This window comes from Streptomyces sp. NPDC004838, from assembly GCF_053600955.1.
Genome location: NZ_JBSGAW010000003.1, coordinates 220,310 through 245,408, shown reverse-complemented (window position 1 = coordinate 245,408; position 25,099 = coordinate 220,310). Strand labels below are relative to the sequence as shown.

The window sequence follows — 25,099 nt, the reverse complement described above, 5'->3', positions numbered from 1 at the left end:
GGGTCGGCGGCGGGCGCCGATTCCGGGTGACGTTCAGTTGTCCGCGTCGACGACGACGTCGTAGTGGGGTGTGGTGAGTGAGTTGATCGCCGTGTCCATTTTCTCTGTGCGGAGGATGTAGGCGCCCGGGTTCAGATCGGAGATGTTCTGGTACCGGCCGGTGAAGAAGGGTTCGGTACCGGTCCAGTACCCGGACCCCAGGCTCTGCTTGAGAATCCAGCCGCCGGGCAGGATGACGGCCGGGTACACCGGGCCGATTCTGTCCTGGTCGATGGTGAAGGACGCGCCGGCGTGGGCGTTCGCGCCGGGTGCGGCGGGCAGTGTGAAGGAGAAGTAGCGGACGTTGAACGGTGTGCCGGGAGTCAGCGGCAGGCAGCCCCGGGCGGTCACCGGGCTGTTGACGACCCCGAGTTGCAGCGGGTCGGTGAAGGTGCCGCTGCCCGGGAGAGTGCCGCAGTCCAGGGACCCGGAACCCGTCGACCGGTCGGTGTCGCCGGTCGAGCCGCTGTCGTCGAACGCGTCCGCCTCGTCGGGCGTCGGGCTGTCCTCGGTGACGGTCTCTTCGGTGGGTTCCTGCTCGGCGAGTCCGGAGGCCGGGGAGGATTCGCTGATGTCCGGGGCTGGTGTGCCGGTCGCGGGAGCGGGTGCGGAGGAGACCGTCGGCGGCGGCGAATCTGCCGCGGTCCGCCGCTCGGGCGGGTCGCCGCATCCGCTTGCGAGTAAGAGAACGCCGAGTATCGGTATGCTCTTTCGGATCACGAATGTCCCCCTGGCCGTCGGAGCGGCCTCGGTGGCCGCTCCGCACGCGGGATGGTATCTCCCTTCGTGGTCGGGATCATGTGAAACGAGGACATCTGCCCCGTCTTGTGGCTCCGAGTGCTACAGCATTCCCTTCCGGCCTCGCTCGTCCCAGCCGGGCCCGCTCACGGCAGACAGGTTGAGCGCGCAGCATCAAGGGGGCGGCTGAGATCCGCGTGACACCCGGCGCTTTCCTACGCGACCGCCCTCTCCGTCACGGTGATCCTGCCCCTGCTGATGGTCGCCAGCCGTGGGGCCTTCTTCGCGATCGCGGTGTCGTGGGTGACCATGACGAAGGTCAGCCCGTGCTCCTTCCACATCTGTTCGAGGACCTCCATGATCTCGTCGCGCATGCCCTCGTCGAGGTTGCCGGTGGGTTCGTCGGCGAGCAGCACCTTGGGCTGTTTCACCAGCGCGCGGGCGATGGCGACACGCTGCTGCTGGCCGCCGGACATCTCGGACGGCAGGTGGCCGAGGCGTTCGCCGAGGCCCACCGAGGTGAGGGCTTCGGCGGCCCGTTCGCGGCGTACCTTCGTCTTCACGCCGAGCGGGACGAGAGCTGTCTCCACGTTCTCCTGGGCGGTGAGCGTGGGGATCAGGTTGAAGGACTGGAAAACGAAGCCGATGGTCTCGCTGCGGACCTTGGTCAGCCGTGCCTCGGACAGCTTGGCCAGGTCCGTGCCGTCCAGGACGACTTCGCCGGAACTCGGACGGTCCAGGCCGCCGAGCATCTGGAGCAGGGTGGACTTGCCGCCGCCGGTGGGGCCCTGAATGACCAGGCGGTCCCCGTCGCCGATGGTGAGGTCGATGTCGTCGAGTGCGTGGACGGTGCCCTTGCCGCGGGTGTAGCTCTTGGTGACGTTTCTCAGCTGGTACATGGTCGCTCCTGTGGTCTCGGGGTGTCGTGTGCGGTCCGGTCGCCGCTACTCCACTCGGCGCAGCGCGTCCGCGGGGCGCAGGCGGGACGCGCGCCAGCCGCCGAACCCCCCGGCGATCAGACCGCCGGCCACCGCCAGACCCACCGCGAGGAGGATCGTCGTCACACTGACCGGTGCGGTGAGGGCGACCTCCAGGGACTTGGCCGCCTCTCGGCCCGGGCCGAAGCCGCCACCGCCGGGGCCGCCGAAGCCACCGCCCGGTCCGCCGAAGCCACCGCCCGTGCCGCCGAGTTGTGCTTGGAGGCCGGGGCTGATCGCGGTGACGGCGTAGGCGCCCGCCAGGCCGAGCGCGATGCCCAAAGCGCCGCCGACCAGACCGTTGACGACGGCCTCTCCGACGACCTGCCGGGTCACCCGGCCCGACTTCCAGCCCAGTGCCTTGAGCGTGCCGAACTCGCGTACGCGGCGGGAGACGGCGGAGGAGGTGAGCAGGCCGGCGACCAGGAACGCCGCGATGAGCACCGCGACGGACAGCCACTTTCCGACGCTGGTGGCGAGGCCGGAGGCCGTGGACAGTGATCCGGAGACCGTCTCGGCGAGGTCGGCGGAGGTGGTCACCGTCGTACCGGAGACGTTCTTCTGGATGGTGCTCTTGACGGAGTCGATCTGCTGCGAGTCGGTCGCCTTGACGTAGACGGTCGTGACCTTGTCCTTCTCGCCGGCCAGGGTCTGGGCCTGCTGGAGCGGCATGTACAGGTTGGCGGCCGGGTCACCGCTGGTGGCGGTGGCGAGGCCGATCACCTCATACGTGGTGCCCTTGACCGCAACCTTGCTGCCGACCTCGTACTTCTTCGTCTTGGCGTACGCCGCGTCGGCGACGACGACCTTGGCGTCGGTCTCGGTCGTCTTGAAGCCGCGGCCGCTGGTGATCTTCGACGAGGTCAGCGGGCCGAGCGCCGTCTTGGTGACGTCGGTGCCGTAGACGGTGTACTGGTTGATGTCGAAGTCGGCGCCGCCGCCGCGGACTTCTCCCGACGGCTGGCCTCCGCCCGGGCCCTGACCGCCCCGTCCGCCGGGGTTCTGGTTGGGCTCGAACTCGCCCCGCGTGAACTCTCCGCTGACCTTCACCACGTTCAGGCTCAGGCCGCCGGCGGCGTCGGAGACGCCCTTCTGCGAAGAGACCTGGCCGACCGTGGAGGAGGCGAGGGTGGTGAAGCCCTGCACCATCACGCGGTCGCTGCTCTGCGATGCGGAGCCGTCGCCGTCCTGCGCGTCGAACCTGAAGCGCGGCCGCTGCGCGTCCCCGGTGGCCGCCGGAGCCGCCTTGGTGACGGTCATGTCCGTGCCGAGGCCGTAGAGCGACTGGAGGATCTCGTCCTGGGCCTTCCCCATGCCGTTGGAGACGGAGTTGACCACGATGACCAGTGCGATGCCCAGCGCGAGCCCGGAGGCGACGACGAAGGCCGCCTTTCTGCGGCGGCGTAGTTCGCGCCTGAGGTAGGTGAAGAACATGGTCGCAAGTTAGGGGCGGTTTGTGAGGGTGTGGTAAGGCCGTTCTGAGAGATCCGTGAGAAGGCCGTGGAGCCGTCGGCAGGACCAGAGCCACGCTGTGGGCCGGAGCGTGACCGGACGTCAGGGCGCGTCCGGAACACCCGCGGTACGGGACGACGGGGCCGGGAACACCATGTCGCTCACTTCCGACGCGTCCGGAAGGCCGGCGCCGGATCTCCGCGGGCAGGAGGAGGGCGTGGCTCCGGTGCGCCCGGGCTCGGGCTTTGGCCGCCGGGCTCACGCGTCGCTCGGCCGGCCTGCGGTCGGTCGGGTCTGTGCGTCCCGGAAGGCACCTGGGGTCTGGCCGGTCGCGCGGGTGAAGAACTTGCCGAAGTTGGTGGGTTCGGTGAAGCCCAGTCGGTGGCCGATGCCGGCGACGGGCAGGTCGGTGTGGGCCAGCATGCGCTTGGCCTCCAGGGCGACGCGGGCGTCGATGAGCTGCTTGGCGGTGTGTCCGGTGGCGCTCCGGCAGGCGCGGTTGAGGGTCTTGAGGGAGTAGCCGAGCCGGGTCGCGTAGTCGTGGGCCTGACGCAGAACGGCGAAGGAGCGCTCCAGTTCGTGCTGGAAGAGGTGGTACGGCTTCTGCGCCTGGGCCTGTGAGCTGCCGTCGGGGGCGGGGAGGCGGGCGATGCGCAGCAGGATCCCGGCCAGTAGTTGGCGCAGGAGTTCCCTGGTGGTCTCCGGGTCCTGGTCCGGGAGCTCGGCGTACTCGGTGGCGAGGTCGGCCAGTGCGCGGCGGAAGCGGTCGTGGTCACCGGGGCCGAGTTCCCAGAAGGCCGGGCCGAACGGGTCGTCGGTTACCCGGATGCTCGCGGGGAGCCGGGGCGGGAAGTCCGAGGTGAACAGGATGACCGCGGCGTCCAGGTCCGCGGGAGCGCCGTCGGGTGCTGTGGGCAGGCGCTGGACCTGTCCGGGACGGACGTGGAGCAGAGTGCCCGGTCGGCAGGGACGGTCGACGAAGTCGACCATGGCGGTGCCTTCGCCCTGGTGAACCAGGGTGAGGTGGTGGAAGTCCAGCCGGTGCACTCGTTCGTACTCCTCGCCCGGCAGGCGGCGGGTGAGGTCGGCGAAGGTGAGCACTTCCAGGCGCAGACCGGGTCGGCTGGGGTTGCGGTAGCCCCGTTCGATCACCGAAGTCTGTCCCATTTCGACCATAGCCATACCTGAGCCTACCGTGCGCGGGGGCCGGGGTGACGGAAGAGTGGGAAGCGGGCCGGTGAACGAGGCGACACCGGAATGTGCAGATCGGAGACATGACATGAGCAGCAAGAAGAACGTGCTCACGGCGGCTGGTGAGTTGTTCGGGGACAGGGACCCGGGCGCGGTGGACCGCTGGGTGGCCGCTGACTACCATCAGCACAGCAGCCTGGTCGCGGACGGTCCCGAGGCGCTGCGGCAGCTGGTGGCGGGTCTGCCGGAGGGCTTTCGCTACGAGGGCGCGCGGGTGATCGCCGACGGGGATCTGGTGGCGCTGCACGGGACGTACCACGGCTTCGGCCCGGAGCCGGTGGTGGCTTTCGATCTGTTCCGTGTGGATGCGGACGGCAAGCTGGCGGAGCACTGGGACGCGCTGGCCCCGCTCGTCGCGGACACGGCCTCCGGTCGCTCGCAGACGGACGGCCCGGCCGCGCCGAGCGACCTGGACAAGACCGAGGCCAACCGCGAGCTGGTGACCGCGTTCGCGGAGAAGGTCCTCAAGGGCGCCGACTACTCGGTGCTGACCGACTACATCTCCACAGAGACCTATCTGCAGCACAATCCGGAGGCCGCCGACGGTCTGGACGGCTTCGGGGCCGCGGCCGCCAGGTGGGCCGAGCAGGGCAGGAACCTGGTCTACCGGACCGTTCACAAGGTCCTGGCCGAGGGCGACTTCGTGCTGTTGCAGTCCGAGGGGGAGTTCGGCGTGCCGGTCGCCTACTGGGACCTGTTCCGCGTGGCCGACGGCAAGATCGTCGAGCACTGGGACGTCATAGCCCCGGTCCCGGCCGAGCTGCCCCACTCCAACGGCCTTTTCTGAGCGAGCGGAAGAACACCGTGCGCACCAGGACCGGTGCTGCTCCACCGCTCGTCCGGGGCACGTACCGGGCCACCGAGCGCACCTTCCGCGAAACCCGTAGCGCCCCTACTCGCTCGGCCGCGCACACGGCGCTGACGTCTTCGACCGGAGCGGCGAACGTCGCCGTCCGTTCAGCGCGTTCGGGCAGCCTCTCTCCTTCGCAGATGTCCCGGACGCGTCGGGCCAGCGCGGGACTTTCGCCGTCCAGCCTAGGTGAACAGGCTCCTGGTCTCGCCTCGCCGTCCGGCCTACGGATCACACGGAGGCCGGCGGGCGGCGGGCGGCTCCGCGGCCGCGTTCCGCGCCGGTGGCGCAGCCGGAGCAGGAGGGCGTAGAGAACGGCGAACGCAGTCCAGGCCGCGTACAGCCCGGGGAGGCCGAGGCCGGCGTGGACGCCGAGCAGCCAGGCGACCGGGATGAGCAGCACATAGTCGGAGGTGACCGACGCGATCATCACCGACTTGGTGTCCCCCGCGGCCCGCAGCAGCGCGCCGAGCGGCATCGCGAACACCATGGGCGCCATGCTCAGCAGCGCCAGGGGCACGCTCTCCCAGGCCCGTTCGGCGACCGCCGGGTCGGCCGTGACCGCGGACACCAGCGGTCGGCCGAGGGCGAGGACCGCGACCGACGGCAGAACGAGCATGAGCAGCAGCAGTCGTGTGCCCGCGCGTCGCCAGCCTTCGGCGCGGGTCCGGTCGCCGCCGCCGATGTCCTGTCCGGCCAGCACCGTCACCGCCGAGGCTCCGGACGCCAGGACGGTGAAGACCACGAGCAGCAGATTGTCCACGATGCGGTAGGCCGCCAGGTCGTGGGTGCCCATCCGGGCGGCGAAGCCCGCCAGCAGTGCCTCGTTGAAGTAGCCGATGCCCAGGGTGCTCATCTCGGGCCAGCCGAGGCGCCACAGGCCGCGGGTGATGTCCCGGGCCCCGTCGCCGTCGCCGTCGCCGGCGGGGCGCCGGAGCAGACGTGTGCGGCAGTACAGCAGCAGCCAGCCGGTTCCGGCGGCTGTGGCGACGAGGGTGGCGACGGCGGCGCCGGTGACACCGAGGCCGGTCCGGAAGATCAGGAGCAGACCGAGCGGGAGGTTGACCGCGTTGACCAGCAGGGCGGTGTACATCGAGACCCGGGTGGCGCCGATCCCGGCACAGGCTCCCTGAAGGGTGAAGGAGGCCGCGGCGAGCGGCACCGCCCAGGCGAGCACGCGCAGATAGGCGGTACCGGGCCCGACCAGCTCCCCGGGAGCCCCCAGCAGGTTCAGTACGGGCGTGGCGGCGGCGTACAGCAGCGCCCCGACGGCAACACCGGCGAGAGCCGCGGTGACCGTGCCGACCCGGACCACCCGGGCGACCTCGTCGGAGCGTCCCGCACCGTGGCGCTGGGCGACCTGCACCTGAACGGCCGTCGCCCAGCCGCGGACGACGATCAGGGCCACCAGGTACACGGGCGCGGCGAGCGCGAACGCGCTCAGTGCCCGGGTGGACAGCCGGGCGAGCATGACCGTGTCCACGATGTTCAGCACGATCTGGGTCAGCCCTGCGATCAGCAGCGGGTACGCCAGTGTCCACACGCGCCGTACGGACGGGTGCGCGGGGCCGTCGGCCGTGGGGCCCTTCCCGGCGGTGGCGTCCGGGGGCTTGTCCTCCCCCGGGGGTCCGGCCGGGTGGTGAGCGGTGTCGGAGCGGTCGTTCACAGCGCGGTCTGGGCGGCTTCCAGGAGTTCGACGTCGCGGTCGAGGAGGATCAGGGTGTCCACGCGGGAGTCCTTCCAGGCGAGGATGCGGTCGGTGATGGCGGGAAGGGGCCCGACGAGCGCCGCCTCGTCGAGGAGGGAGTCTGGGACGGCGGCGGCGGCGTCCTTCCGGTGCCCGTCGGCGAGCAGTGTCCTGATCGCACGGGCCGGGCCTTCGTACCCCATCTGGCACGCCACGTCGAAGTAGGTGTTGCGGGCCCCGGGGCCGACCGCTCCGATGAGATGGGCGAACAGCGGGCGCAGCCGGTCGCGGCCTTTCTGGACGGTGTCGGCGCGGGCCACGTACAGGATGGGGCAGATCCGGACGTCCTCCGGTGCCCGGCCGGCCCGGGCGAGCCCTTCGTCGAGCGGGCGGGTCAGCGCCGCTTCGTGCTCGGGCGCGTACAGCGCGCAGAGCCAGCCGTCGGCGATCTCGCCGGTCAGGGCCACGCTGCGGGGGCCGATCGCCCCCAGGTAGAGCGGGATCCCGGAGCGCGGCGGAGTCATCTCTGACCTCACCGGACGGGCGTGTCCGCTGGAGCCGGGTCCCCGGTAGGGGAGCTGGTAGACCTCGCCGTCGTACTCGACGCGTTCGGTACCGGCGACGGCCCTGCGCACGATGTCGGCGTACTCGCGGGTCCGGCGCAGCGGCCGGTCGTAGGGCTGGCCGTGCCAGCCCTCGGCGATCCATGGGACGGAGAGGCCGAGGCCGAGCCGGAAGCGGCCTTCGGACAGCACGTCCAGGGTCATCGCGGTCATCGCGGTGGCGGCCGGGGTTCGCGCGGGGATCTGCATGACGGCGGTGCCGAGTCCGATCCGCCGGGTCCGGGCGGCCAGGTAGCCCAGCACGCTGACGGCGTCGGGGCCGTACTCCTCCACGCTCCAGACGGAGTCGACGCCGATTTCCTCGGCGCGTTCGACGATCGGGAGTATCTGCTCGACGGGTTCTCCGCCGTAGCCGAGGGCGAGTCCGAGGCGCATACAGCGGCTTCCTTCCTTGTGTCGGAACGGCCGGGCCGGTCCGTGGGACGGGTGTGTGCCGGAGGGTGGTCGCGGGCGGTGGTGTCAGGAGAAGGGCAGGGGGTCGAGCACCAGGTCCTTCTCCCGCAGCGGTCCGGGCACCCAGCCTCGGGCGGCCGGCTCCTCGTACAGCCGGTGTCCGCCGAGGAACGGGAAGGCCGCCGGGGCGTTGCAGCTGAGACCCGGGACCAGGACCCGGACGACGTGCATGCCGGCGGCCCGGACGCGGGGTGTCGTCAGATCGACGGCGAGTGCCCGCAGCCCCTGTGCGGCCAGTTGCCGGAGACCTCCCGCGAGTCCGGTACCGGCGGCCGGCGCAGGGGGGCGGGTCGTGGCGGGCGCGCGCAGCCGGCGGACCCGGACATCCCGCGTGCCCGGGTCGAGATGGAGCTGGAGATGGAGGCGGACGTCGTTGACGTCGCGCAGGTCCGGGCGGAAGTCCCGCCGGTAGGCGCGGTCGGGCCGATGGGGCCGGTACGGCCGCCGGTCGACGCGTCCGGCACGGACACCGCTCCAGAAGTCACTGCCGTGATCGAGCAGTTCGAGCCCGGTCTCGTGCGTGCCGACCGCCTCGGTGAGGGCTTTGGCAGCCGCGGCGTCCGTGGTGGGGCGGCAGGCGCTGCCGAAGGCGACCAGTTGCCGCGCCGGGTCCTCGATGAACGCGCCGACGACCATGACGTCGAAGGCCGAGGGGATACGCAGGAAGGTCACCCGGAGCCCCGCCGCTTCCGCCTCGCCGACGGCCACCGCGACCGGTCCCGACGGCTCGGGGACGAGGGCGGTGGCCTGTGCGCCGCTCAGCCACCACAGCGTCACCGCGTCGCGCTCGAACACCTCCTCCAGGGCGGCGCGCTGTGCCTGTCCGGGGCTCGGTCCGGCCGCGGTGCCCGCCAGGAGCGGGTAGTTGAGGGGCGGCTCGCCCGCGTGGGCGCCGCGGAAGTAGTTGACGTAGGCCAGCGACGCCGGGACGAGGACCGGTTCCCCGTCGCCGAGGTCCGTGCCCGGCACCCAGGCGATCTCCAGATCGGGGGTCGGCGCGACGAAGGGGAATCCCCGGTGCGCGTACTGCGACGGCGAGTACAGGGCGAACTCGCGCGGGTCCACCGCGGGTCGGCCCGTCCGCGTCAGCCGGCGGTGGGAGGCGGTGGGCAGCACGGCCGGGACGGCGTTGCCGCAGTACCGCTCGACGGCCTCGCCCAGAGCCGCGTCCCGCGCCTGCTCGTGGTCGCCGAGCGCTGCTCCGCCGGTGACGGTGTCGACCACCCAGGGCGCGAAATCGGGGTGCGCCGACAGACGGGCGCTGTACGAGACACAGCTCGGCACAGTCACCACCCGGGGCCTGTCACGGGTGATCCGTTCGACCAGATCTGGCACCACGGCGCTTCGTGTTCCTCTCCGGTGCTCGGGCGGCGGGGCCGCGGCGGGGGCGACGCGATGCCGCCCCGCCGCACTGTTCAGTCCTCGTGCTGCTCGTGCGCCTCGTCCTCACGCCACTCGAACGGTGCGTCTACCGCCGGGGTGTGGGACTTGAGCCCGTTCTGGGGCTCCTCGGGTTCGGCCCAGCCGTGGTGCGCCATGTGAGTCCTCCTCAGACCGGCACAGGACACGCCTGCACTGCCACACATCCTGTGCACCTGCAATGCATGTGCATTAAGAGGTTAGGGTGGAGTCGCGGAAATTCTCAACACCTCTTTCCGGACAGATATTTCAGGCAGGAATTCGAGCAGGGATTCACGCGAATCAACCGGACAGTGAGCAGTCCCCGCACTTCTCTCCCGCGGGCACCCGGTAGTAGAGGCAGCAGCTGCGGCGACGAAAGTGGAGATCCGCTCCGGTGACACTTCCCGACTCGGCCAGACGGCCCGTTTCCAGCAGGCCGCCGACGATTTCGTGCAGCTTCTCTCGAAGATCCGGTCTGACCGCCAGAACGCCACGCGCGGCCTCGGCCAGCGCCGACGCCGCGTTCCCGGCCAGCAGCCGGGGAGCCACCTTGACGCGCAGTCCGGCGGCGAGAGCGTCCAGCCGCCGGACCACCACGACCTCGTACAGCGCGTCCGTCAGGGACGGAGGGCCGTCGGCGTACCAGCCGGTGGGGGACGCGGGCAGCCGCAGGGCCGGGCCGCTGTCGGCGCGCCGCAGCCCGCCCAGGTCGGGGACGATCCCGTGGACGACGGCGCAGGCCAGCACCGGGGACCACAGGCGGGCGGCGTGCCCGAGCTGCACGATGGAGGCGCCGACGCGCAGTTCGCCGGTACCGTACCGGTCGCATGTCGCGGTGATCAGGTCCGTGCATCCGGCGGCGTACGCGTCCTCGACCGGGTGCCAGCCGTCGTCCGGGCCTCCCAGCCGGACGGTGAAGAACGTGCCGAAGGCCGCGACCTCTTCCAAGGCGGCGGCGACAGATCGGGCCGGGGCGGGCCGCAGGGCGTACACATCGACTCCCGCTTCTCGGTTCGTCGGGTACGAAGGAATGGATCGCACTCGATTTCCGGGTGATTTCGATTGCTTGTGGTCGAGGGGAGAACCGGCGCGGGGCATGACGGGAAAACCTCCTCGCCTTTTCCGTCGAGGCGGAGAACGCGACGCCGCCGGAATGTGTGAGGGCTTTTGGGATCACCCCTTTCCGAAGTAGTCGCCGGAAACCAGGGTGATGTGCGGGATTCCGGTACGGGGGTGCGTCGTGATGTCCGCTTCGACCCGGTAGACCTCGGCCAGGAGTTCCTTCGTGAGGACCTCGGCGGGGGACCCCGTGGCCATCAGGCGGCCTCCCGCCATGACGCAGATCCGGTCGCAGAACGCCGCGGCCAGATTGAGATCGTGGAGGGCGACGAGCGCGGTCACGCCCAGCTCCCGGACGAGACGAAGGGTGTCGAGCTGATGCCGCAGGTCCAGGTGGTTGGTCGGCTCGTCCAGCACCATCGTCCCCGCGCGCTGGGCGAGAGCACGGGCGATGAGCACCCGCTGCTTCTCACCGCCCGACAGCCGGCTGAAGGGGGCGTGCACCAGGTCCGCGGCTCCGAGTCCGGCCAGCGCGCTCATGATGATGCTACGGTCGTCGGCGTCGTCGCCCTCGAAGGCCCGCTTGTGCGGAGTGCGGCCCATGGCCACGACCTCGTACACCGACAGATCGAACTCTCCGGCGGACTCCTGCAGGACGGCGGCGAGTCGGCGCGCCAGGCCCTTGCCGGACATACGCCGGACGTCCTCGCCTTCCAGCAGCACCCGCCCCGAGGTGGGGCGCAGCGCGCGGTAGACGGTACGCAACAGGGTCGACTTGCCCGCGCCGTTGGGCCCGACGAGTCCCACCACCTCGCCGGGATCCGCCCGCAGCGAGACATGGTCCACCAGCGCCCGTCGTCCGGCGACCACCGAGACGCTCTCCACGGCCAGCGTGCCCGGCGCATCCCCTTCGGTACGCGTCATGCCTGCCTCCGCCGCATCAGCCACAGGAAGAAGGGACCGCCGACCAGGGCCGTGAGAATGCCCACGGGAATCTCCTCCGGGCTCATGACCGTACGGGCCGCCAGATCGGCGGCGATGAGGAAGGCCGCCCCGAGCAGCGCCGCGGCGGGCAGCGCGCGGCGGTGGTCGGCGCCGACCACCAGCCGCACCATGTGCGGCATGATCAGTCCCACGAAGCCGATCTGGCCGCTGACGGCGACCATGGTGCCGATCATGAGGGCGACCAGTGTGAACAGGGCGGCACGGAAGCGGTGCACGTCCAGGCCGAGCGCGACGGCGGCCTCCTCACCCGCGAGCAGCAGATTCAGCGCGCGGCAGACACCGAGGAGCACCGCCGTGCCGAGGAGGACCGCGCCTGCGGGGATCCACACCACCGTCCAGGTCGTGCCCGCCAGACCGCCGAGCATCCAACGCAGCGCCGACTGCGTCTTGTGCGGGTCGCCGGAGGTGACGACCAGGAAGCTGGCGAGCGCGGACAGCACTTCCGCCGTCGCCACGCCCGCCAGCACCAGCCGCACCGTCGTCATCCGCCCACCGGACCTGGCCAGGAAGTAGACGGCGACGAGGGCGGCCAGCGCGCCGATGAACGCGGCGACCGGCAGGGAGAACACCCCGAACACGGTGACGTGGAACACGACGACCAGCACCGCGCCGACCGAGGCGCCGGACGACACTCCGAGCAGCATCGGGTCCGCGAGGGGATTGCGCACGAGTGCCTGCAACGCCGTGCCGCACACCGCCAGACCCGCGCCCACGAAACCGGCCAGCAGCACCCGGGGCAGCCGCACGTCGACGACGATCGTCTCGCGGACGGGCGTCCAGTCCCGCTCGGCCAGCGACGGATGCACCCGGTGCAGCAGGATGCCCCAGACCTCGTCGGCCGAAACGCCGACGGACCCGGCCGCGATCCCGGCGGTGACCGAGGCGCCCAGCAGCGCGATCAGCACCACGAGCACGATCGGATAGGGAACACCCGGGCGGCGGACCGCCGCCGGCTCGTACTCCGCCGCGTCCGGCCTTCGCGTCTGCGGCACGTCCGTGGTGCCGGTGACGCGGGTCACCGGAACCGTTCCGGGTGCAGCTGCCGGGCCAGGGACTCCACACCGGACGGCACCCGTACGCCCAGCACCGTGGACGACAGCGGCAGTACCGCGAACCGTTTGTTCCGGATGGCCGGAACGTCCTTGAGCGCGGGGTTGGACAGGAGGAACTTCCTCTTGTCCGCGGCCGGCCGATCACCGTAGTCGTAGATCACGATCACCTCGGGCGCACGCTCGGCGACCTGTTCGAAAGAGACGTCACCGAACGACTTGTCCAGGTCGCCGAAGACGTTGACCCCGCCGGCCCGCTTGATCATCTCGTTGCCGATGCCCGCGCCGCCCGCGGTGAAGGCGGTCTTGTCGCCGCTGTCGTACACGAAGAGCTTCACGGGGGAGGCACCGGCGAGGCGGTCATCGACCTCGTCCAGGGTGCGGTGGAGCTGTCTCAGGTGGCGCTCCGCCCGGTCCGGAACCCCGAAGATCCTTGCCACGTTCCGGATCTCCTGGTCCATGGTGGCCGTCGTGACCGGTCCGGACGGGCACTCCTCGATGTTCAGATAGGTGCTGACCCCCGCCTTGGCGAGTGCGTCGCGGCCCCGCCCCTCCTGCCGGTCGAAGGTGTCCGCGAAACCGCCGTAGGCGAAGTCGGGTTCGGCGGCCAGCAGCGTCTCGAACGAGGGGTACTCCTTCGCCAGGATCTCGATCCCGTCGTAGACCTGTCGGTACTCGGGGAGGATCCGGTCGTCGAGATAGGCGGTGCCCACCATCGACCCCTGAAGCCCGAGCGCCAGCATGACCTCGGTCGCGTGCTGGTTCAGCGAGACAGCGCGCCGGGGCGGACGCTCGTAGGTCGTCTTCACACCGCAGTTGGACACGGTGACCGGGAACCCCTCGGCGGCGGTGCCCGCTGGCTGGGCGTCGTCGCGGTCCGCCGCACCTCCGCAGCCGGACATCAGCAGGGCGGCGGCCAGGGCCATGGCAGCCGACAGGCGGGTCATCGGGCGCTTGACCTTCATCTGAGAGTTCCTTTCGCCGCGGTGCGGTGCCGAGCGGTCCGGACGGTGGTCCGGAGGCCGGGCGGGATCAGAAGGCTCGCCGAAGGAGCGGGTCGGGCACGGGGGAGGGACCCTGGGCGTTCAGGGGCGGAGGGCGCGGGGGAGCGGTTCGCCTTGGACGGCGTGGCCATGGGAGGGCGTCGGGGCATGGGAAGTCGGCCGGGGCGACGGCGTCCGGTCCGGCCGCCCGGACCCGGTCGACGGAGTCCCCTCTCGTGGCGTTGTCGTCGACGAGCCCGGAGAAGGGCGGGAGACAGCCCCTGAGCCGGGCTCGGAGGGTTACCCGAATCCGTACGACCGTGAACGGCGCGTTCCCTGGGCGACGGGGTGTACGGCAGCCGGGCTGTCCCGCCTGCGGGGGCATCGGGGACGGTGGACCGGGGGGTGCCGTGTGGGACGCCCGGTCCGTGCCCCGGCGAGCGGGTGGGGTCCTCTCGAAGCAGCCGCGGCGGTGGTTCCCCCACACCATGAACCGGCGCGGAGCGGCGCCGACGGGCGTCGTGCTCGCGGGCATCGCTACAAGCCCCCCTCTCCGGGGAACTCCGCCCCGGTCGTTTCGAGGAGGCGACCGCGTGAGTCTCCTGGCTCTCGGGTCAGTGCTCGTCCCGGCCTTCCCACCCCAAAGGGGCAGTGGTCTGTTCGGGATCCGCTCGCCGATCACAGTGGCGGGACCGCGCCGGATTCACACCGGCTTCCTCGTTCCGCCGTCGCCCTTGCAGTACGACAGCATGACAGAAGGGCACATCGGACCATAACCCCGCAGGCCGGGAACCGGCCGATGCGCGGAGATGTGCGCCCCGGGCGCCGTCACCGCGCGGTTGAAAACACCGGACCAGACCTGGGGAGCGCACAACAATCGGGAAATGTAAGGGAGTTGACTGTGATTCACATCTCTATGCGCCCTCTGGCCGGATCGTGCGTCCGTCCGTACGATGCTTTTCGCCCGGTCCGTCCGGGTCACAACCGCATAGCCGCATGACTGGGGGAAGCCGGTGAGAGTCCGGCGCTGACCTGCAACCGTGTGGGGCGTTGTCGCGTCCCGAGCCGGGGCGCCCGGCATGCGGCCGGTCTCCGCTTCCGTCTGTCATGGTCTGCAGCGCGAAGCCCTCGGGCCCCGGCTCGCGGTGGCACCGGTCTCCACTCGGGGCCCGGTACGACCGCCGCCCGCGCGGTCCTGGTCGCGGTGCGGGCCGACCAGCCAGAAAGGCAGTCATGCGCCCGAACACCACCCGACGCGCCGCCGTCACCACCGCGGCCCTCGCCCTGCTCTTCGCCACCGTGCCGACCGCGACCGCCCAGGCGTCGCACACACCCGGAACCAACGCACCCGTCAAGGTCGGAGTCACCGTGGCCGGCCCGGACGGGCTGCTGTTCAAGGGCAGGATCAAGACCAGAGGGCACGACGTGACGACCGCCACGGGCGGTACGCACCAGTGCGACGGAACCAACGGCGGCGCGAACCCGAGTCCCGTCCCGACGCCGACCGCCGCACTCGACGACGCCGCCCGCAAGCACCACTTCACCTGGGACGGCACCTGGTACCCGTCCTTCGACGATTTCACGGTGGACACCATCAGGAACGTGAGCGGCGGCGCCGGCGCGTACTGGAGCATCGCGGTGAACGGGGTGCCGACGCCGGTGGGCGGCTGCCAGTTCAAGCTGGAGGCCGGTGACAAGGTGTCCTTCACCTGGACGTCCTTCTAGGCACGTTACGGAGTCCCGCCTCGCGATGCCGCGTCGCCGGGCCGCCCGGGCACGTCCTCGTACGAGGACGTGCCCCCGGCGTGCCGCCGTACTCCGCGCCGGACCGCGCTCGCCCGGCGGTCGATGACACGACCCGGGCTCAAGGGGCCTGGAACATCCGGGCGTTCCCGGACCTGGGCTCCGCCGCGCGGTGGTCCGTCCGGCGGAGCCCGGCCGGGTCAGGCCCCCCAGCGCAGGGCGATGGTGTCGCCCACGTTGATCACCGTGCCGCGGGTGGCGGTGGTGAACGCGGATCCGTCGATGCTGGCCTTCCAGGTGTTGGAGCCGCTGTTGGCCTTTCCGTTGACGGCGGTGACGGTGCCGGTTCCGGAGGAGGGGGTGACCGAGGTCACGCACCCGGAAGGGGTGGCGCCCGAGCCCGCCGCGGTGAGGACGTCGCCCAGGGTGGTGGTCGTGGCGGTCGGGGTGAAGGAGACCGAGCAGACCTTGAGGCCGCCCGCGCCGTCGTCGACGGTGAGCGCCAGTCTGGTGGCCGTACCGGCGGTGAACGACGACTGGGCGACCCACTGCGAGGCGCCCGCGGTCGTCGGAAGGGGCGGGGCGGAGGTGAATCCGCCGCCGGCGACCGCACGCAGGGCGTCCGTGGAGGAGTAGGCGGACGGGACGCCGTCGCTCGGCTTGTACTTGAAGCCGCCCGCGGGGTTGTACTGGTTGGCGATGAGGAAGTCGACGGGGGTCTTGCCCGCCGGGGTGAGGAAGTCTCCGGTCTGGGGGTTGATCCCGCAGGCGTTGAGTCCGGCGACGGCCCAGCCGTTGGAGCTGGTGTTCACTCCGTACAGGGAGTTGAAGGCACCGGAGAGGTTGGCCAGCTTGCCCTTGAGGAAGTTCTTGCCCTGGACCACGTCGGTGTCGGTGGCGGGAACCCCGGATACGCAGAGCGCGGCCATGGCGGCGCCGGTCATGTCGATGTCGCCGGGCTGGGCGAGTACCGCCGGGTTGCCCTCGGCCTTGCCGTAGGCCCAGCCGCCGTCGGTGTGCTGGTTGGCGCGGATACGGGTGACCATGGAGTCGGTGAGCGCCTGGGGGATCCGGGTGGCGCCCGCCTGCGTCTTCGCGCCGCCGAGCGCGAGTGCGGCGAACACCGTGCCGTTGAAGTTGGCGGAGGGGCCGAAGTACCCGGGTTCCGCGGTCTGCCAGTAGCCGTAGACGTTCGCGATCAGATTGCGGGAGGCGGAGACCCGGGCCGGATCGATGCCCGCGGCGTAGGCGTTGAGGGTCGCGCGCTGGTAGTCGGTGACCACCGGGGAGGCCGAGGGCCAGGCGGCCGTGGAGAGCAGATCGCGGTACACCTTGCGGGCGTTCTTGGTGGGGTCGCCGGGATGGACATCGACGACCGCCGTTCCGGCCGCCGCGAAGGCGCTGAACGCCCACTCGTTCGACAGCCCCGATCCCGCGTACGAACCGTCCGCGGCCTGAAGGGACTTCAGATAGGCGACGCCGTTCGTCTTCGAGATGGCGATCTGGGCGGGGGTGGAGGTCGCGCCGGCCGGCGGCGCGGCCAGGGCGAGAGCCGTGACGACGGCGGGCACCGCGAGCGCGAGACGGTGCGTGGGACGACGGGTTGGCGACATGGGCCTGCTCCTTGTGGAGTGGGGACGCGGCCAAGCCGTCCTTCCCCGGCCGCGCTGGGCGGGACGGGGGAGTCGGGGCCGCTGTCCGGATCGCGTGAATACGGCTTCCAAGTGATGCCTCACCGCACGGGTATTCGGGCTCGGAACGGCTCCCCGCCGTCCCACACCGTTGCGCGTCAGCCCCGGATTCCCACCGGATTCCCCTCGTGCGGCAGCCTGGGACGCTACCCCAGCCGCCCCGCCCGCGCCAGGTGCCCCACGCCACGTGCGGCGGTGTCGCCGCAGGTGAGAGCCACGCCATCTTGACGGCCCCCGTTCACCCGTGTTGCACTCCGGCTGACAACTGTTCAGCACCAGGGGAAGCCGGTCGAAGTCCGGCGCTGACCCGCAACCGTAGGTTCCGCGCATCCGTGCGCGGGGCGAGCCGGACTGCCTGGTGCCCGAGAAGCAGCACGAGCACAGCGCCGTCGCGGACTACGGCGTGGTCGTCCCGCCCCTGTGGCCGGTTCACACCGGATCCGGGGCCGTCGCCACGTCCCGTCCGTGTCCGGCCGGGACCGAGGGGCAGCGGTGGGGACGGGAACTCGAACGGATCAGGACAGAGGGACGGGCAGACGCCTGCTGTCCCTGGGGACGGCGGCACTGCTGACGCTGGGCGCGGCCGTGTCCTTCCTCACAACGCCCGCGATCGCTGCGCCCGTCGAGGAGTGCACGGCGCAGAAGGGCGCGGTCGTCGCCGTCGACTTCGGCAAGTTCGGCGGCAAGGTCGAACGCGGCTGCGACACCACCCCCACCACCGGCTACGAACTGCTCCACGAGGCAGGGTTCACCACCGCCGGGACCCAGTCCCACGGCGACGCCTTCATCTGCCGGATCGGTCACGGCCCCACGGGCACCCAGTACCCGACCCCCGCTCAGGAGGACTGCGCCCAGACCCCCCAGCCGAGCGCCTACTGGTCGTACTGGATCGCCTCGCCCGGCCAGAAGAGCTGGACCTACAGCCCGCTCGGCGCCATGTCACGAACCCCACGCGCGGGCGACGTCGACGCCTGGGTCTTCGGCGCCACCGACATCGGCGGCACCACCGGAAAGCCCTCGTTCTCCCCGGACGACGTCAGAGCGGGCGGCGGAACCGGCCCGGTGGACCCCGGGAACCCCGGTGGGCCGCCCGGGACGGTCGACGTCCCCGCCGCCGCAGGCTGGCTCGGCCGGCAGCTCAAGGACGGCGAACGGGTCGTCGACGACAGCGGCGTTCCACGGTTCGCGGACACCGCGGACACGGTGCTCGCGCTCGCAGCCGCAGACCGGAAGAGCCCTGCCGCCGCCAAGGCCGCCGACTTCCTCGCCGTGCCCGAGCAGACCGAGGCGTACGCCTACCCGGCGGGAACGGACCAGGCACCCGACGCGACCGCCGCCGCCCGGCTCGCCCTGGTCGCTCTCGCCACCGGCCGTGACCCGCGTTCCTTCGGCGGCCGGGACCTCCTCGGCGACCTGCTGAAGTACGCCTGCCCGGCCGTCCCCGCAGGCGCCGAGCCGGTCCCCGGCTGCCTCACCGAGGGCGACTTCCGCACCACCTACCAGTCCGAGGGCCAGGCCCTCGCGGTGATCGCCCTCCTCAACGGCAAGCAGAAGCCGCCGTCGGCATCGGTGGCGCGGCTGGCCGGACTCCAGTGCGAGGACGGCGGCTTCACCAGCATCCTCATCCGCTCCGGCGAGTGGTGCGACAGCGAGCCCGGGATCACCGGCCTGATCCTGCTGGCCCTCCACCGCGCCGGCGGACACGACGCCGTGGTCGCCAAGGGCCGCGAATACCTGACGAAGACCCAGCTCGCGGACGGAGGCTGGCCCGCCTCCGCCTACAGCACCGCCGGCAGCGCCCACGGCACCGGCTGGGCCGCCCAGGCGCTGCGGGTTCTGGGCGACCGCACCCGCGCGGACGCCGGAACCGCCTGGCTGTCGCGACAGCAACTGCCCAGCGGGGCCTTCTCCTTCGAGGACGGCTCCACCGATCCACTGCTGTACGCCACCGTCCCGGCCGTCATCGCCGGCGCCGGCACGGACATCCTCGCCCTCACCACCGAACCGCCCCCCAAGCCCGGAGAACCCGAGGAGCCGCAGGGCCCCGGAGAGCCCGCAGGCAAAAGCCCCGACCTGCGCAAGGCCACTTCCTACCTCACTCACCCCACCCGGCTGGTCCAGGGCCGCTACTACGAGAACGCCCCCGGCAGCGGCTTCGCCGACTACGGCCTGACCATCGACGGAGCCTTCGCGCTCGCCGCCACCGGACACGACGACAACGCCCTGCGTACCGTCGTCGACTTCCTCGACGGCGTCGGCAAGGACGGCACCGGACGGACCCTGCACGACTGGACCAGGCTCGGTACGAAGTACGCCGGCGGCGGATCGATCGCCAAGGCGGCCCTGCTCGCCGAAACGGTGGGCCGCGATCCCAGGGACTTCGGCGGTCGCGACCTGGTCGCCGGCCTCGGCACGGCCGTCTGCGCAGCCAAGTCGCCCGCGCCCGACCGCTCCTGCGCGGCCAAGGGTGCCTATACCAACGCCACTTCGGTGTTCTCCCAGTCCCTGGGCGTCATCGCCCAACTCCGGGCCGACGACAAGAAGGCGGCCGCCGAGCCGATCGCCTATCTGAAGAGTCTTCAGGAATCCTCCGGCGCCTGGCCCAGCCTGATCGGCGAGGCGAGCGAGGCGGAGGTGGACTCCACGGCCATGGCCGCCATGGCCCTCGACCTCCTGCCCGACGCCGACTCGCAGGCCGCGGTCGACCGGGCGCTGACCTGGCTGGCGGGCCGCCAGCTCCCGGACGGCGGCTTCCCCGGCGCCTCCGGGAACTCGGTGAACTCGGCCGGTCTGGCCGTGCAGGCGCTCTCCCTGGACGCCACCGCCCACCGCACGCCGATCGGCAAGGCGCGCGCTTTCCTCGCCTCCCAGCAGAACGCCGACGGCGGATTCAACGTCGCCAAGGGCGGCCAGCCCGGCTCTGACGTCCGCGCCTCCACCCAGGCCGCCGGCGGCGCGACCGGCATCTCCTTCGGCACCCTCACCCGCGGCCTCGACGGCACCACGCCCCGCCCGCCGGGACCCGGTTCGCCCGGGGGCGACCCCGGTGACAACCCGACCCCGCCCCGCATCGTCACCCCCGGCGAAGCCGACGGTGGCCTGCTGCCCCAGGGCTCGGACAGCGGCACGGGCGGTGGAGGAGGCCAGGGCGGACCTCTCGCCTCGACCGGTGTCCCGGGCACCCTGCTCGCCGCGGCGGCGGCTGCGCTGACGGCCGCCGGATGCGTGGTGACCCTCCTCGTCCGCAGGTACCGGGCCAGGACCGCCGCCGGGGGACCGTCATGACGGCGCGTCTCCTCCGGGCCGCCGTCCGGGGCACCGCCGCGCTGGGGCTGGCCGCCGCCGGTCTCGGCGCCGGTGCCGCCCCAGCGGCGGCGGCCCCCCAGCCCATCGGACAGTGCACCACCACCTCGGGCGTCGTCCTCGCCGTCGACTTCAGCCGCTGGGGAGGGCCCGTCTACCGGTCCTGCGGCACCACCCCCACCACCGGTTACGAACTGCTCAACCAGGGAGGCTGGCGCACCACCGGAACCGGGCACGACGGACCCGCGTTCATCTGCCGGATCGGCTACAGCGGTCACCGGGGCGGCAAGCAGTTCCCGCCACCGGAACAGGAGGACTGCGTACTGACCCCGCCCGCGTCCGCCTACTGGTCGTACTGGCACGCCGACCCGGGCAAGAACACCTGGACCTACAGCCAGCTCGGCGCCATGCTGTACCGGCCCAAGCCCGGCAGCGTGGACCTGTGGATCTTCGGCGGCACCGACATCGGCGGCACCAAGGGCCGTCCCACCGTCACGCCCGACCAGCTCCGCGCGCACAACACCCGGCCCACCGGCGGAGGGAAACCCGCGCCGAGGGACACCCGGACCGCGGCCCCGCCGCCACCGCGCACCGACACCGGCCCGGCCCCGGTCACGTCGCCGACCCGCACCCCCTCCGGCAGATCCCGGGAACCCGCGCCCACGCGCACCACGGCCGCACCGAGTCCCCCCGCCTCCGCCTCACCGCAGGCGTCCGCCTCGCGGGCACCGGCGAGCGCGACCAGCGACAGAGCCGTGGCCGCCCCCGGACCCGCCGTCGTGGACGCCGCTCCGGCCGCGTCCCCGGAGCCGGACCGGGGCACCTATCTGCCCGCGGCGGTCACCGGCGTACTGGTCCTGCTCATCGGCGCGGGAGCGTACGCCGCCCACCGCCGCAGACGCGCGGGGTAAGGGGTGGCCCGTACCACGACCGCGGCGAAGACGCCCGTGTCCGGCCGCGCGCCGGACACGGGCGGACGCCGGCTGCCGCGCACCCTGCACCCCGTCGCCTGGTGGATCTGGGCGCTCGCCCTGGCCACCGCCGCCAGCCGCACCAACAACCCTCTTCTGCTCCTGCTCGTCCTGGCCGTCCTCGGATACGTCGTCACCGCCAGGCGCACCGAGGCCCCCTGGGCGCGCGGCTTCGTGTACTACCTGTACCTGGCGCTGGCGGTGATCACGATCCGGGTCTTCTTCCGGGCCGTGTTCGGCACCGGCATCTCCCCGGACGACCACTTCATCCTCCAACTGCCGGAAATCCCCACCCCCGACTGGTACGCGGGCATCAGCATCGGCGGACCCGTCTCCCTGGAGGCACTGCTGTCAGCGGCGACGGAAGGGCTGAGGCTGGCGTGCATGCTGTGCTGCATCGGCGCGGCCAACACCCTCGCCAACCCCAAGCGGGCGCTGCGCGTCCTGCCCGGCGCCCTGTACGAGCTGGGCGTCGCGGTCACCGTGTCGATCAGCGTGGCCCCCCAACTGGTGCAGAGCGTCCAGCGCGTCAACCGTGCCCGACGCCTGCGGGCAGGCCGTACCAAGGGGTTCCGGGCCCTGCGGAGCATCGTCGTCCCCGTCCTGGAGGACGCCCTCGAACGCTCCCTGCGGCTCGCCGCCGCCATGGACTCCCGGGGCTACGGGCGCGCGGGCACCGCGACCCGCGCCTCCCGGCGGCTGACGGGCGCCCTGATGCTGCTCGGTATGTGCGGCCTGTGCGCCGGGGCGTACGGGCTCCTCGACCCCACCGCCCCGAAGCTGCTCGGTCTGCCCGCGATGGGGCTCGGCGCGCTGCTGTGCCTGGCCGGACTGCGGCTCGGCGGGCGGCGCGTCACCCGCACCACCTACCGGCCCGACCCCTGGCGCCTCGCCGAATGGGCGGTCGCCGGCTGCGGGGTGCTCTCCGCGGTGATCCTCTTCGGCAACACGGGCTTCGACCCGGCCCAGCTCAACCCTTCGCTGTACCCGCTCGGCTGGCCCGCGCTGCCTGCCGTGCCCGCCGCGGCGATCCTGCTCGCCGGCGCCGCCGGCTTCCTCTCCCCGCCACCTGCCCCACGCCCGACCACCGCACCCGTCGCGAACCCCGAGGAAGCCACGTGATCACTTTCGACCGGGTCACCGTCCAGTACGACGACGGGACCGAGCCGGTGCTGCGGGACGTCGACCTGACCGTGGAGGAAGGCGAACTCTGCCTCGTCGTCGGCCACACCGGCACCGGCAAGTCCACCCTCCTCGGCACGGTCAACGGGCTGGTGCCCCATTTCACCGGCGGCACCCTCCACGGGCGGGTGCTCGTCGACGGCCGCGACACCGCGACCCACCCGCCCCGGGAACTCGCCGACGTCGTGGGCGTCGTCGGTCAGGACCCGCTCGACGGATTCGTCACCGACACCGTCGAGGAGGAACTCGCCTACGCCATGGAGCAGCTCGCCGTCCCGGCGGACGTCATGCGCAAACGCGTGGAGGAGACCCTCGACCTCCTCGGCCTCGCCGACCTGCGCCACCGCGCCCTGTACGAACTCTCCGGCGGCCAGCAGCAGCGGGTCGCCATCGGCTCCGTGCTGACCGCGCATCCCCGGGTGCTGGTACTGGACGAGCCCACCTCGGCACTCGACCCGACCGCCGCCGAGGAGGTCCTCGCCGCCGTCACCCGCCTGGTCCACGACCTCGGCGTCACCGTCCTCCTCGCCGAACACCGCCTCGAACGCGTCGTCCAGTACGCCGACCGCGTCGTCCACCTCCCCGGCGACGGCCGGGTACTCTCCGGACCGCCCGCCGAGACCTTCCGTACCACGACCGTCGCCCCGCCCGTCGTCGAACTCGGCCGCGCCGCCGGCTGGTCCCCGCTGCCCCTCTCGGTCCGCGACGCCCGCCGCGCCGCCGCCCCGCTGCGGGCCCGGCTGGCGGGACACGAGCCCGCACCCGCCCGGCCGGCACTGCCCGACGGCCTTCCCGCGCTGCTCACCGCCACCTCCGTCACCGTCACCTACGGCGGCATCCCCGCGGTGCGGGAGGTCGATCTGACCCTGCGCGGCGGCGAGGTCACCGCCCTGATGGGCCGGAACGGCTGCGGCAAATCGTCCCTGCTGTGGGCACTCCAAGGCTCCGGCACCCGCACCCGGGGCTCGGTGCGCGTCGCCGCGGGAACCGACGGCGGCGCTTCGGCGTCCGACCCCGGGAAAGCGACGGCGGGGCGCGCCCGGAGACTGGTCGGACTGGTCCCACAGACACCGGCCGACCTGCTGTACCTGGAGTCCGTCGCCCAGGAACTCGGCGAAGCCGACACCGAGTCCGCCCGGTACGGGAACGGCGTGGACGCCCGGACCCTGCTGGACCGGCTCGCACCCGGCATCCCGGACGACATCCATCCGCGCGACCTGTCGGAGGGGCAGAAACTGGCCCTGGTCCTCGCCATCCAGCTCTCCGCGGCCCCCGGTGTCCTGCTGCTGGACGAGCCCACCCGCGGGCTCGACTACCGGGCCAAGGAGCAGCTGATCGAAGCCGTCGACGCACTGGCGGCGGAAGGACGCGCGGTCGTGGTCTCCACCCACGACGTGGAGTTCGCCGCGCGGGCGGCGGACCGCGTGGTGGTCATGGCCGAGGGCGACATCGTCGCGGACGGCCCGACCGCCGACGTCATCACCGCCTCGCCCGTCTTCGCCCCGCAGACCGCCAAGATCCTCGCCCCCCACCGCTACCTGACGGTACGGCAGGTCCAAGCCGCCCTCGAAGCGACCACCGGAGCCGGAGAACCGGTGTCATGACCAGACCCACCCCCGCCATCCGCGTTGGCCACCGCGCCCGCGCCGTCGTCGCACTCGCCGCCCTGCTCGGCGTCGTCGCCTTCTTCTGGCCCTTCCTGGTGGCACCGGGGGCCTTCGGCTCGCGTTACGCCCCGCCCCTGATCTTCGGCGCCCTCCTGCTGATCATCCTGGGCGTCGTCGTCTCCGAGATCGCCGAAGGCGGCATCGACTCCAAGGCGCTCGCGATGCTCGGCGTGCTCTCGGCCGTCAACGCCGCCCTGCGCCCCCTCGGCGCCGGGACCGCGGGCATCGAGACGGTCTTCTTCCTGCTCGTACTGGCCGGCCGAGTGTACGGACCGGGGTTCGGCTTCACCCTCGGATGCACCTCTCTCTTCGCCTCCGCCCTGATCACCGGCGGAGTCGGCCCCTGGATGCCGTACCAGATGTTCGGCTGCGCCTTCGTCGGCATGCTCGCCGGACTGCTCCCGCGTGCCACCGGACGGCGCGAGGTGCTGATGCTCGCCGTGTACGGCTCCGTCTCCGGCTACCTCTTCGGCTTCCTGCTCAACCTCTCCTTCTGGCCCTTCTTCCTCGACCCGAACAGCTCCATCGCCTACCTCCCCGGGCTGCCCTTCACCGAGCAGTTCCAGCGCTACCTCGCCTTCGACCTCGCCACCTCCCTCGGCTGGGACACCGGCCGCGCCGTCACCAACCTCATCTGCATCACCGTCGCCGGCCCCGCAGTCCTCACCGTCCTGCGCCGCGCCGCCCGCCGCGCCCGCTTCGGCGCAACCGTCCGCTTCCGACCCGCACCCCGGACCGGTGACGGGGATCGCGCGGCCCGGCCGGTGAAGGACGACCGGAAGGCTCGCTGACCCTCCGGGTCCGTCCAGCCAACGGCCCTGTCTCACATGCGGTGGTGACGGTAGGCAGTCGCCGTGGCTTGCAGCAACGCTCCCAGACCAGCAAAGGTGCCGCGAACGTCGATACCGTGTGTGCAGGTAGTTCCCCCGACGCTCACTCCTGGGGGTCAAGGGGTCGCAGGTTCGAATCCTGCCG

At 72.0% G+C, this 25,099-nt stretch carries 20 protein-coding genes and 2 riboswitches; of the genes, 7 read left to right on the top strand and 13 right to left on the bottom strand.

The features are described from left to right. Positions 1–33: 33 nt before the first annotated feature. The 4 genes from ACWEFL_RS05660 to ACWEFL_RS05645 all read right to left on the bottom strand — a co-directional run bounded on the left by ACWEFL_RS05660 (position 34) and on the right by ACWEFL_RS05645 (position 4,388). Positions 34–759: a hypothetical protein gene (locus ACWEFL_RS05660; RefSeq protein WP_451707853.1), complete on the bottom strand. Its 726-nt coding sequence runs from the start codon at positions 757–759 to the stop codon at positions 34–36. Between the two features lie 233 nt (positions 760–992). Continuing rightward, complete coding sequence (locus ACWEFL_RS05655) at positions 993–1,676, bottom strand: ABC transporter ATP-binding protein (RefSeq protein ID WP_451707851.1); 684 nt, start codon at positions 1,674–1,676, stop codon at positions 993–995. A 45-nt stretch (positions 1,677–1,721) separates the two neighbouring features. Continuing rightward, entirely contained in the window at positions 1,722–3,188 is a 1,467-nt protein-coding gene (locus tag ACWEFL_RS05650; protein ID WP_451707849.1) for an ABC transporter permease, read from the bottom strand. Positions 3,189–3,464: 276 nt separating this feature from the next. Then, positions 3,465–4,388 carry an AraC family transcriptional regulator gene (locus tag ACWEFL_RS05645; protein ID WP_451707846.1) on the bottom strand — a complete coding sequence of 308 codons (924 nt, stop codon included), beginning with the start codon at positions 4,386–4,388 and terminating at the stop codon, positions 3,465–3,467. Positions 4,389–4,485: 97 nt separating this feature from the next. Between ACWEFL_RS05645 and ACWEFL_RS05640 the strand changes: the two genes are divergently transcribed. Then, on the top strand, positions 4,486–5,244 hold the full coding sequence (locus tag ACWEFL_RS05640) for a nuclear transport factor 2 family protein (RefSeq protein WP_451707843.1): 759 nt from the start codon (positions 4,486–4,488) through the stop codon (positions 5,242–5,244). Here ACWEFL_RS05640 and ACWEFL_RS05635 read toward each other — a convergent pair. The 8 genes from ACWEFL_RS05635 to ACWEFL_RS05600 all read right to left on the bottom strand — a co-directional run bounded on the left by ACWEFL_RS05635 (position 5,195) and on the right by ACWEFL_RS05600 (position 13,549). Next, positions 5,195–6,973, bottom strand: coding sequence for an MATE family efflux transporter (locus ACWEFL_RS05635; RefSeq protein WP_451707840.1), 1,779 nt, complete (start codon positions 6,971–6,973; stop codon positions 5,195–5,197). The two genes, ACWEFL_RS05640 and ACWEFL_RS05635, sit on opposite strands and share 50 nt — an antisense overlap. Next, positions 6,970–7,992, bottom strand: a complete 1,023-nt coding sequence (locus ACWEFL_RS05630; RefSeq protein ID WP_451707837.1) for an LLM class flavin-dependent oxidoreductase — start codon at positions 7,990–7,992, stop codon at positions 6,970–6,972. Before ACWEFL_RS05630 ends, ACWEFL_RS05635 begins: the two co-directional genes overlap by 4 nt. A gap of 84 nt (positions 7,993–8,076) precedes the next feature. Then, positions 8,077–9,408 carry a YcaO-like family protein gene (locus tag ACWEFL_RS05625; protein WP_451707834.1) on the bottom strand — a complete coding sequence of 444 codons (1,332 nt, stop codon included), beginning with the start codon at positions 9,406–9,408 and terminating at the stop codon, positions 8,077–8,079. Positions 9,409–9,485: 77 nt separating this feature from the next. Continuing rightward, complete coding sequence (locus ACWEFL_RS05620; protein WP_451707831.1) at positions 9,486–9,608, bottom strand: hypothetical protein; 123 nt, start codon at positions 9,606–9,608, stop codon at positions 9,486–9,488. Between the two features lie 163 nt (positions 9,609–9,771). Further along, on the bottom strand, positions 9,772–10,503 hold the full coding sequence (locus ACWEFL_RS05615) for a (2Fe-2S)-binding protein (RefSeq protein WP_451708111.1): 732 nt from the start codon (positions 10,501–10,503) through the stop codon (positions 9,772–9,774). Positions 10,504–10,644: 141 nt separating this feature from the next. After that, positions 10,645–11,454, bottom strand: a complete 810-nt coding sequence (locus ACWEFL_RS05610; protein ID WP_451707829.1) for an ABC transporter ATP-binding protein — start codon at positions 11,452–11,454, stop codon at positions 10,645–10,647. Then, complete coding sequence (locus tag ACWEFL_RS05605) at positions 11,451–12,527, bottom strand: FecCD family ABC transporter permease (protein ID WP_451708108.1); 1,077 nt, start codon at positions 12,525–12,527, stop codon at positions 11,451–11,453. The genes ACWEFL_RS05610 and ACWEFL_RS05605 overlap by 4 nt, the downstream gene beginning before the upstream one ends. 23 nt (positions 12,528–12,550) lie before the next feature. Next, positions 12,551–13,549 (bottom strand): ABC transporter substrate-binding protein, encoded by a 999-nt coding sequence (locus ACWEFL_RS05600; protein ID WP_451707826.1) that lies wholly within the window; start codon positions 13,547–13,549, stop codon positions 12,551–12,553. 598 nt (positions 13,550–14,147) lie between these two features. Continuing rightward, positions 14,148–14,337, bottom strand: a riboswitch (cobalamin riboswitch). Positions 14,338–14,800: 463 nt separating this feature from the next. Here ACWEFL_RS05600 and ACWEFL_RS05595 point away from each other — a divergent pair. After that, positions 14,801–15,292, top strand: coding sequence for a DUF4430 domain-containing protein (locus tag ACWEFL_RS05595; RefSeq protein ID WP_451707824.1), 492 nt, complete (start codon positions 14,801–14,803; stop codon positions 15,290–15,292). A gap of 218 nt (positions 15,293–15,510) precedes the next feature. Here the strand turns inward: ACWEFL_RS05595 and ACWEFL_RS05590 are convergent, their stop codons facing one another. After that, positions 15,511–16,923, bottom strand: coding sequence for a hypothetical protein (locus tag ACWEFL_RS05590; RefSeq protein ID WP_451707822.1), 1,413 nt, complete (start codon positions 16,921–16,923; stop codon positions 15,511–15,513). Between the two features lie 128 nt (positions 16,924–17,051). Then, positions 17,052–17,127, bottom strand: a riboswitch (cobalamin riboswitch). Between the two features lie 366 nt (positions 17,128–17,493). On the opposite strand from ACWEFL_RS05590, the gene ACWEFL_RS05585 reads away from it, so the two are divergent. The 5 genes from ACWEFL_RS05585 to ACWEFL_RS05565 are packed head-to-tail and all read left to right on the top strand — an operon-like array spanning position 17,494 to position 24,915. Next, complete coding sequence (locus ACWEFL_RS05585) at positions 17,494–20,286, top strand: prenyltransferase/squalene oxidase repeat-containing protein (protein ID WP_451707820.1); 2,793 nt, start codon at positions 17,494–17,496, stop codon at positions 20,284–20,286. Then, a complete protein-coding gene (locus tag ACWEFL_RS05580) occupies positions 20,283–21,215 on the top strand; it encodes a hypothetical protein (RefSeq protein ID WP_451707818.1) in 933 nt (310 codons plus the stop codon). Before ACWEFL_RS05585 ends, ACWEFL_RS05580 begins: the two co-directional genes overlap by 4 nt. A gap of 3 nt (positions 21,216–21,218) precedes the next feature. Then, entirely contained in the window at positions 21,219–22,397 is a 1,179-nt protein-coding gene (locus ACWEFL_RS05575; RefSeq protein WP_451707816.1) for an energy-coupling factor transporter transmembrane component T, read from the top strand. Continuing rightward, positions 22,394–24,061 (top strand): ABC transporter ATP-binding protein, encoded by a 1,668-nt coding sequence (locus tag ACWEFL_RS05570; protein ID WP_451707813.1) that lies wholly within the window; start codon positions 22,394–22,396, stop codon positions 24,059–24,061. Before ACWEFL_RS05575 ends, ACWEFL_RS05570 begins: the two co-directional genes overlap by 4 nt. Further along, positions 24,058–24,915: an ECF transporter S component gene (locus tag ACWEFL_RS05565; protein ID WP_451707811.1), complete on the top strand. Its 858-nt coding sequence runs from the start codon at positions 24,058–24,060 to the stop codon at positions 24,913–24,915. The genes ACWEFL_RS05570 and ACWEFL_RS05565 overlap by 4 nt, the downstream gene beginning before the upstream one ends. Positions 24,916–25,099 lie beyond the last annotated feature (184 nt).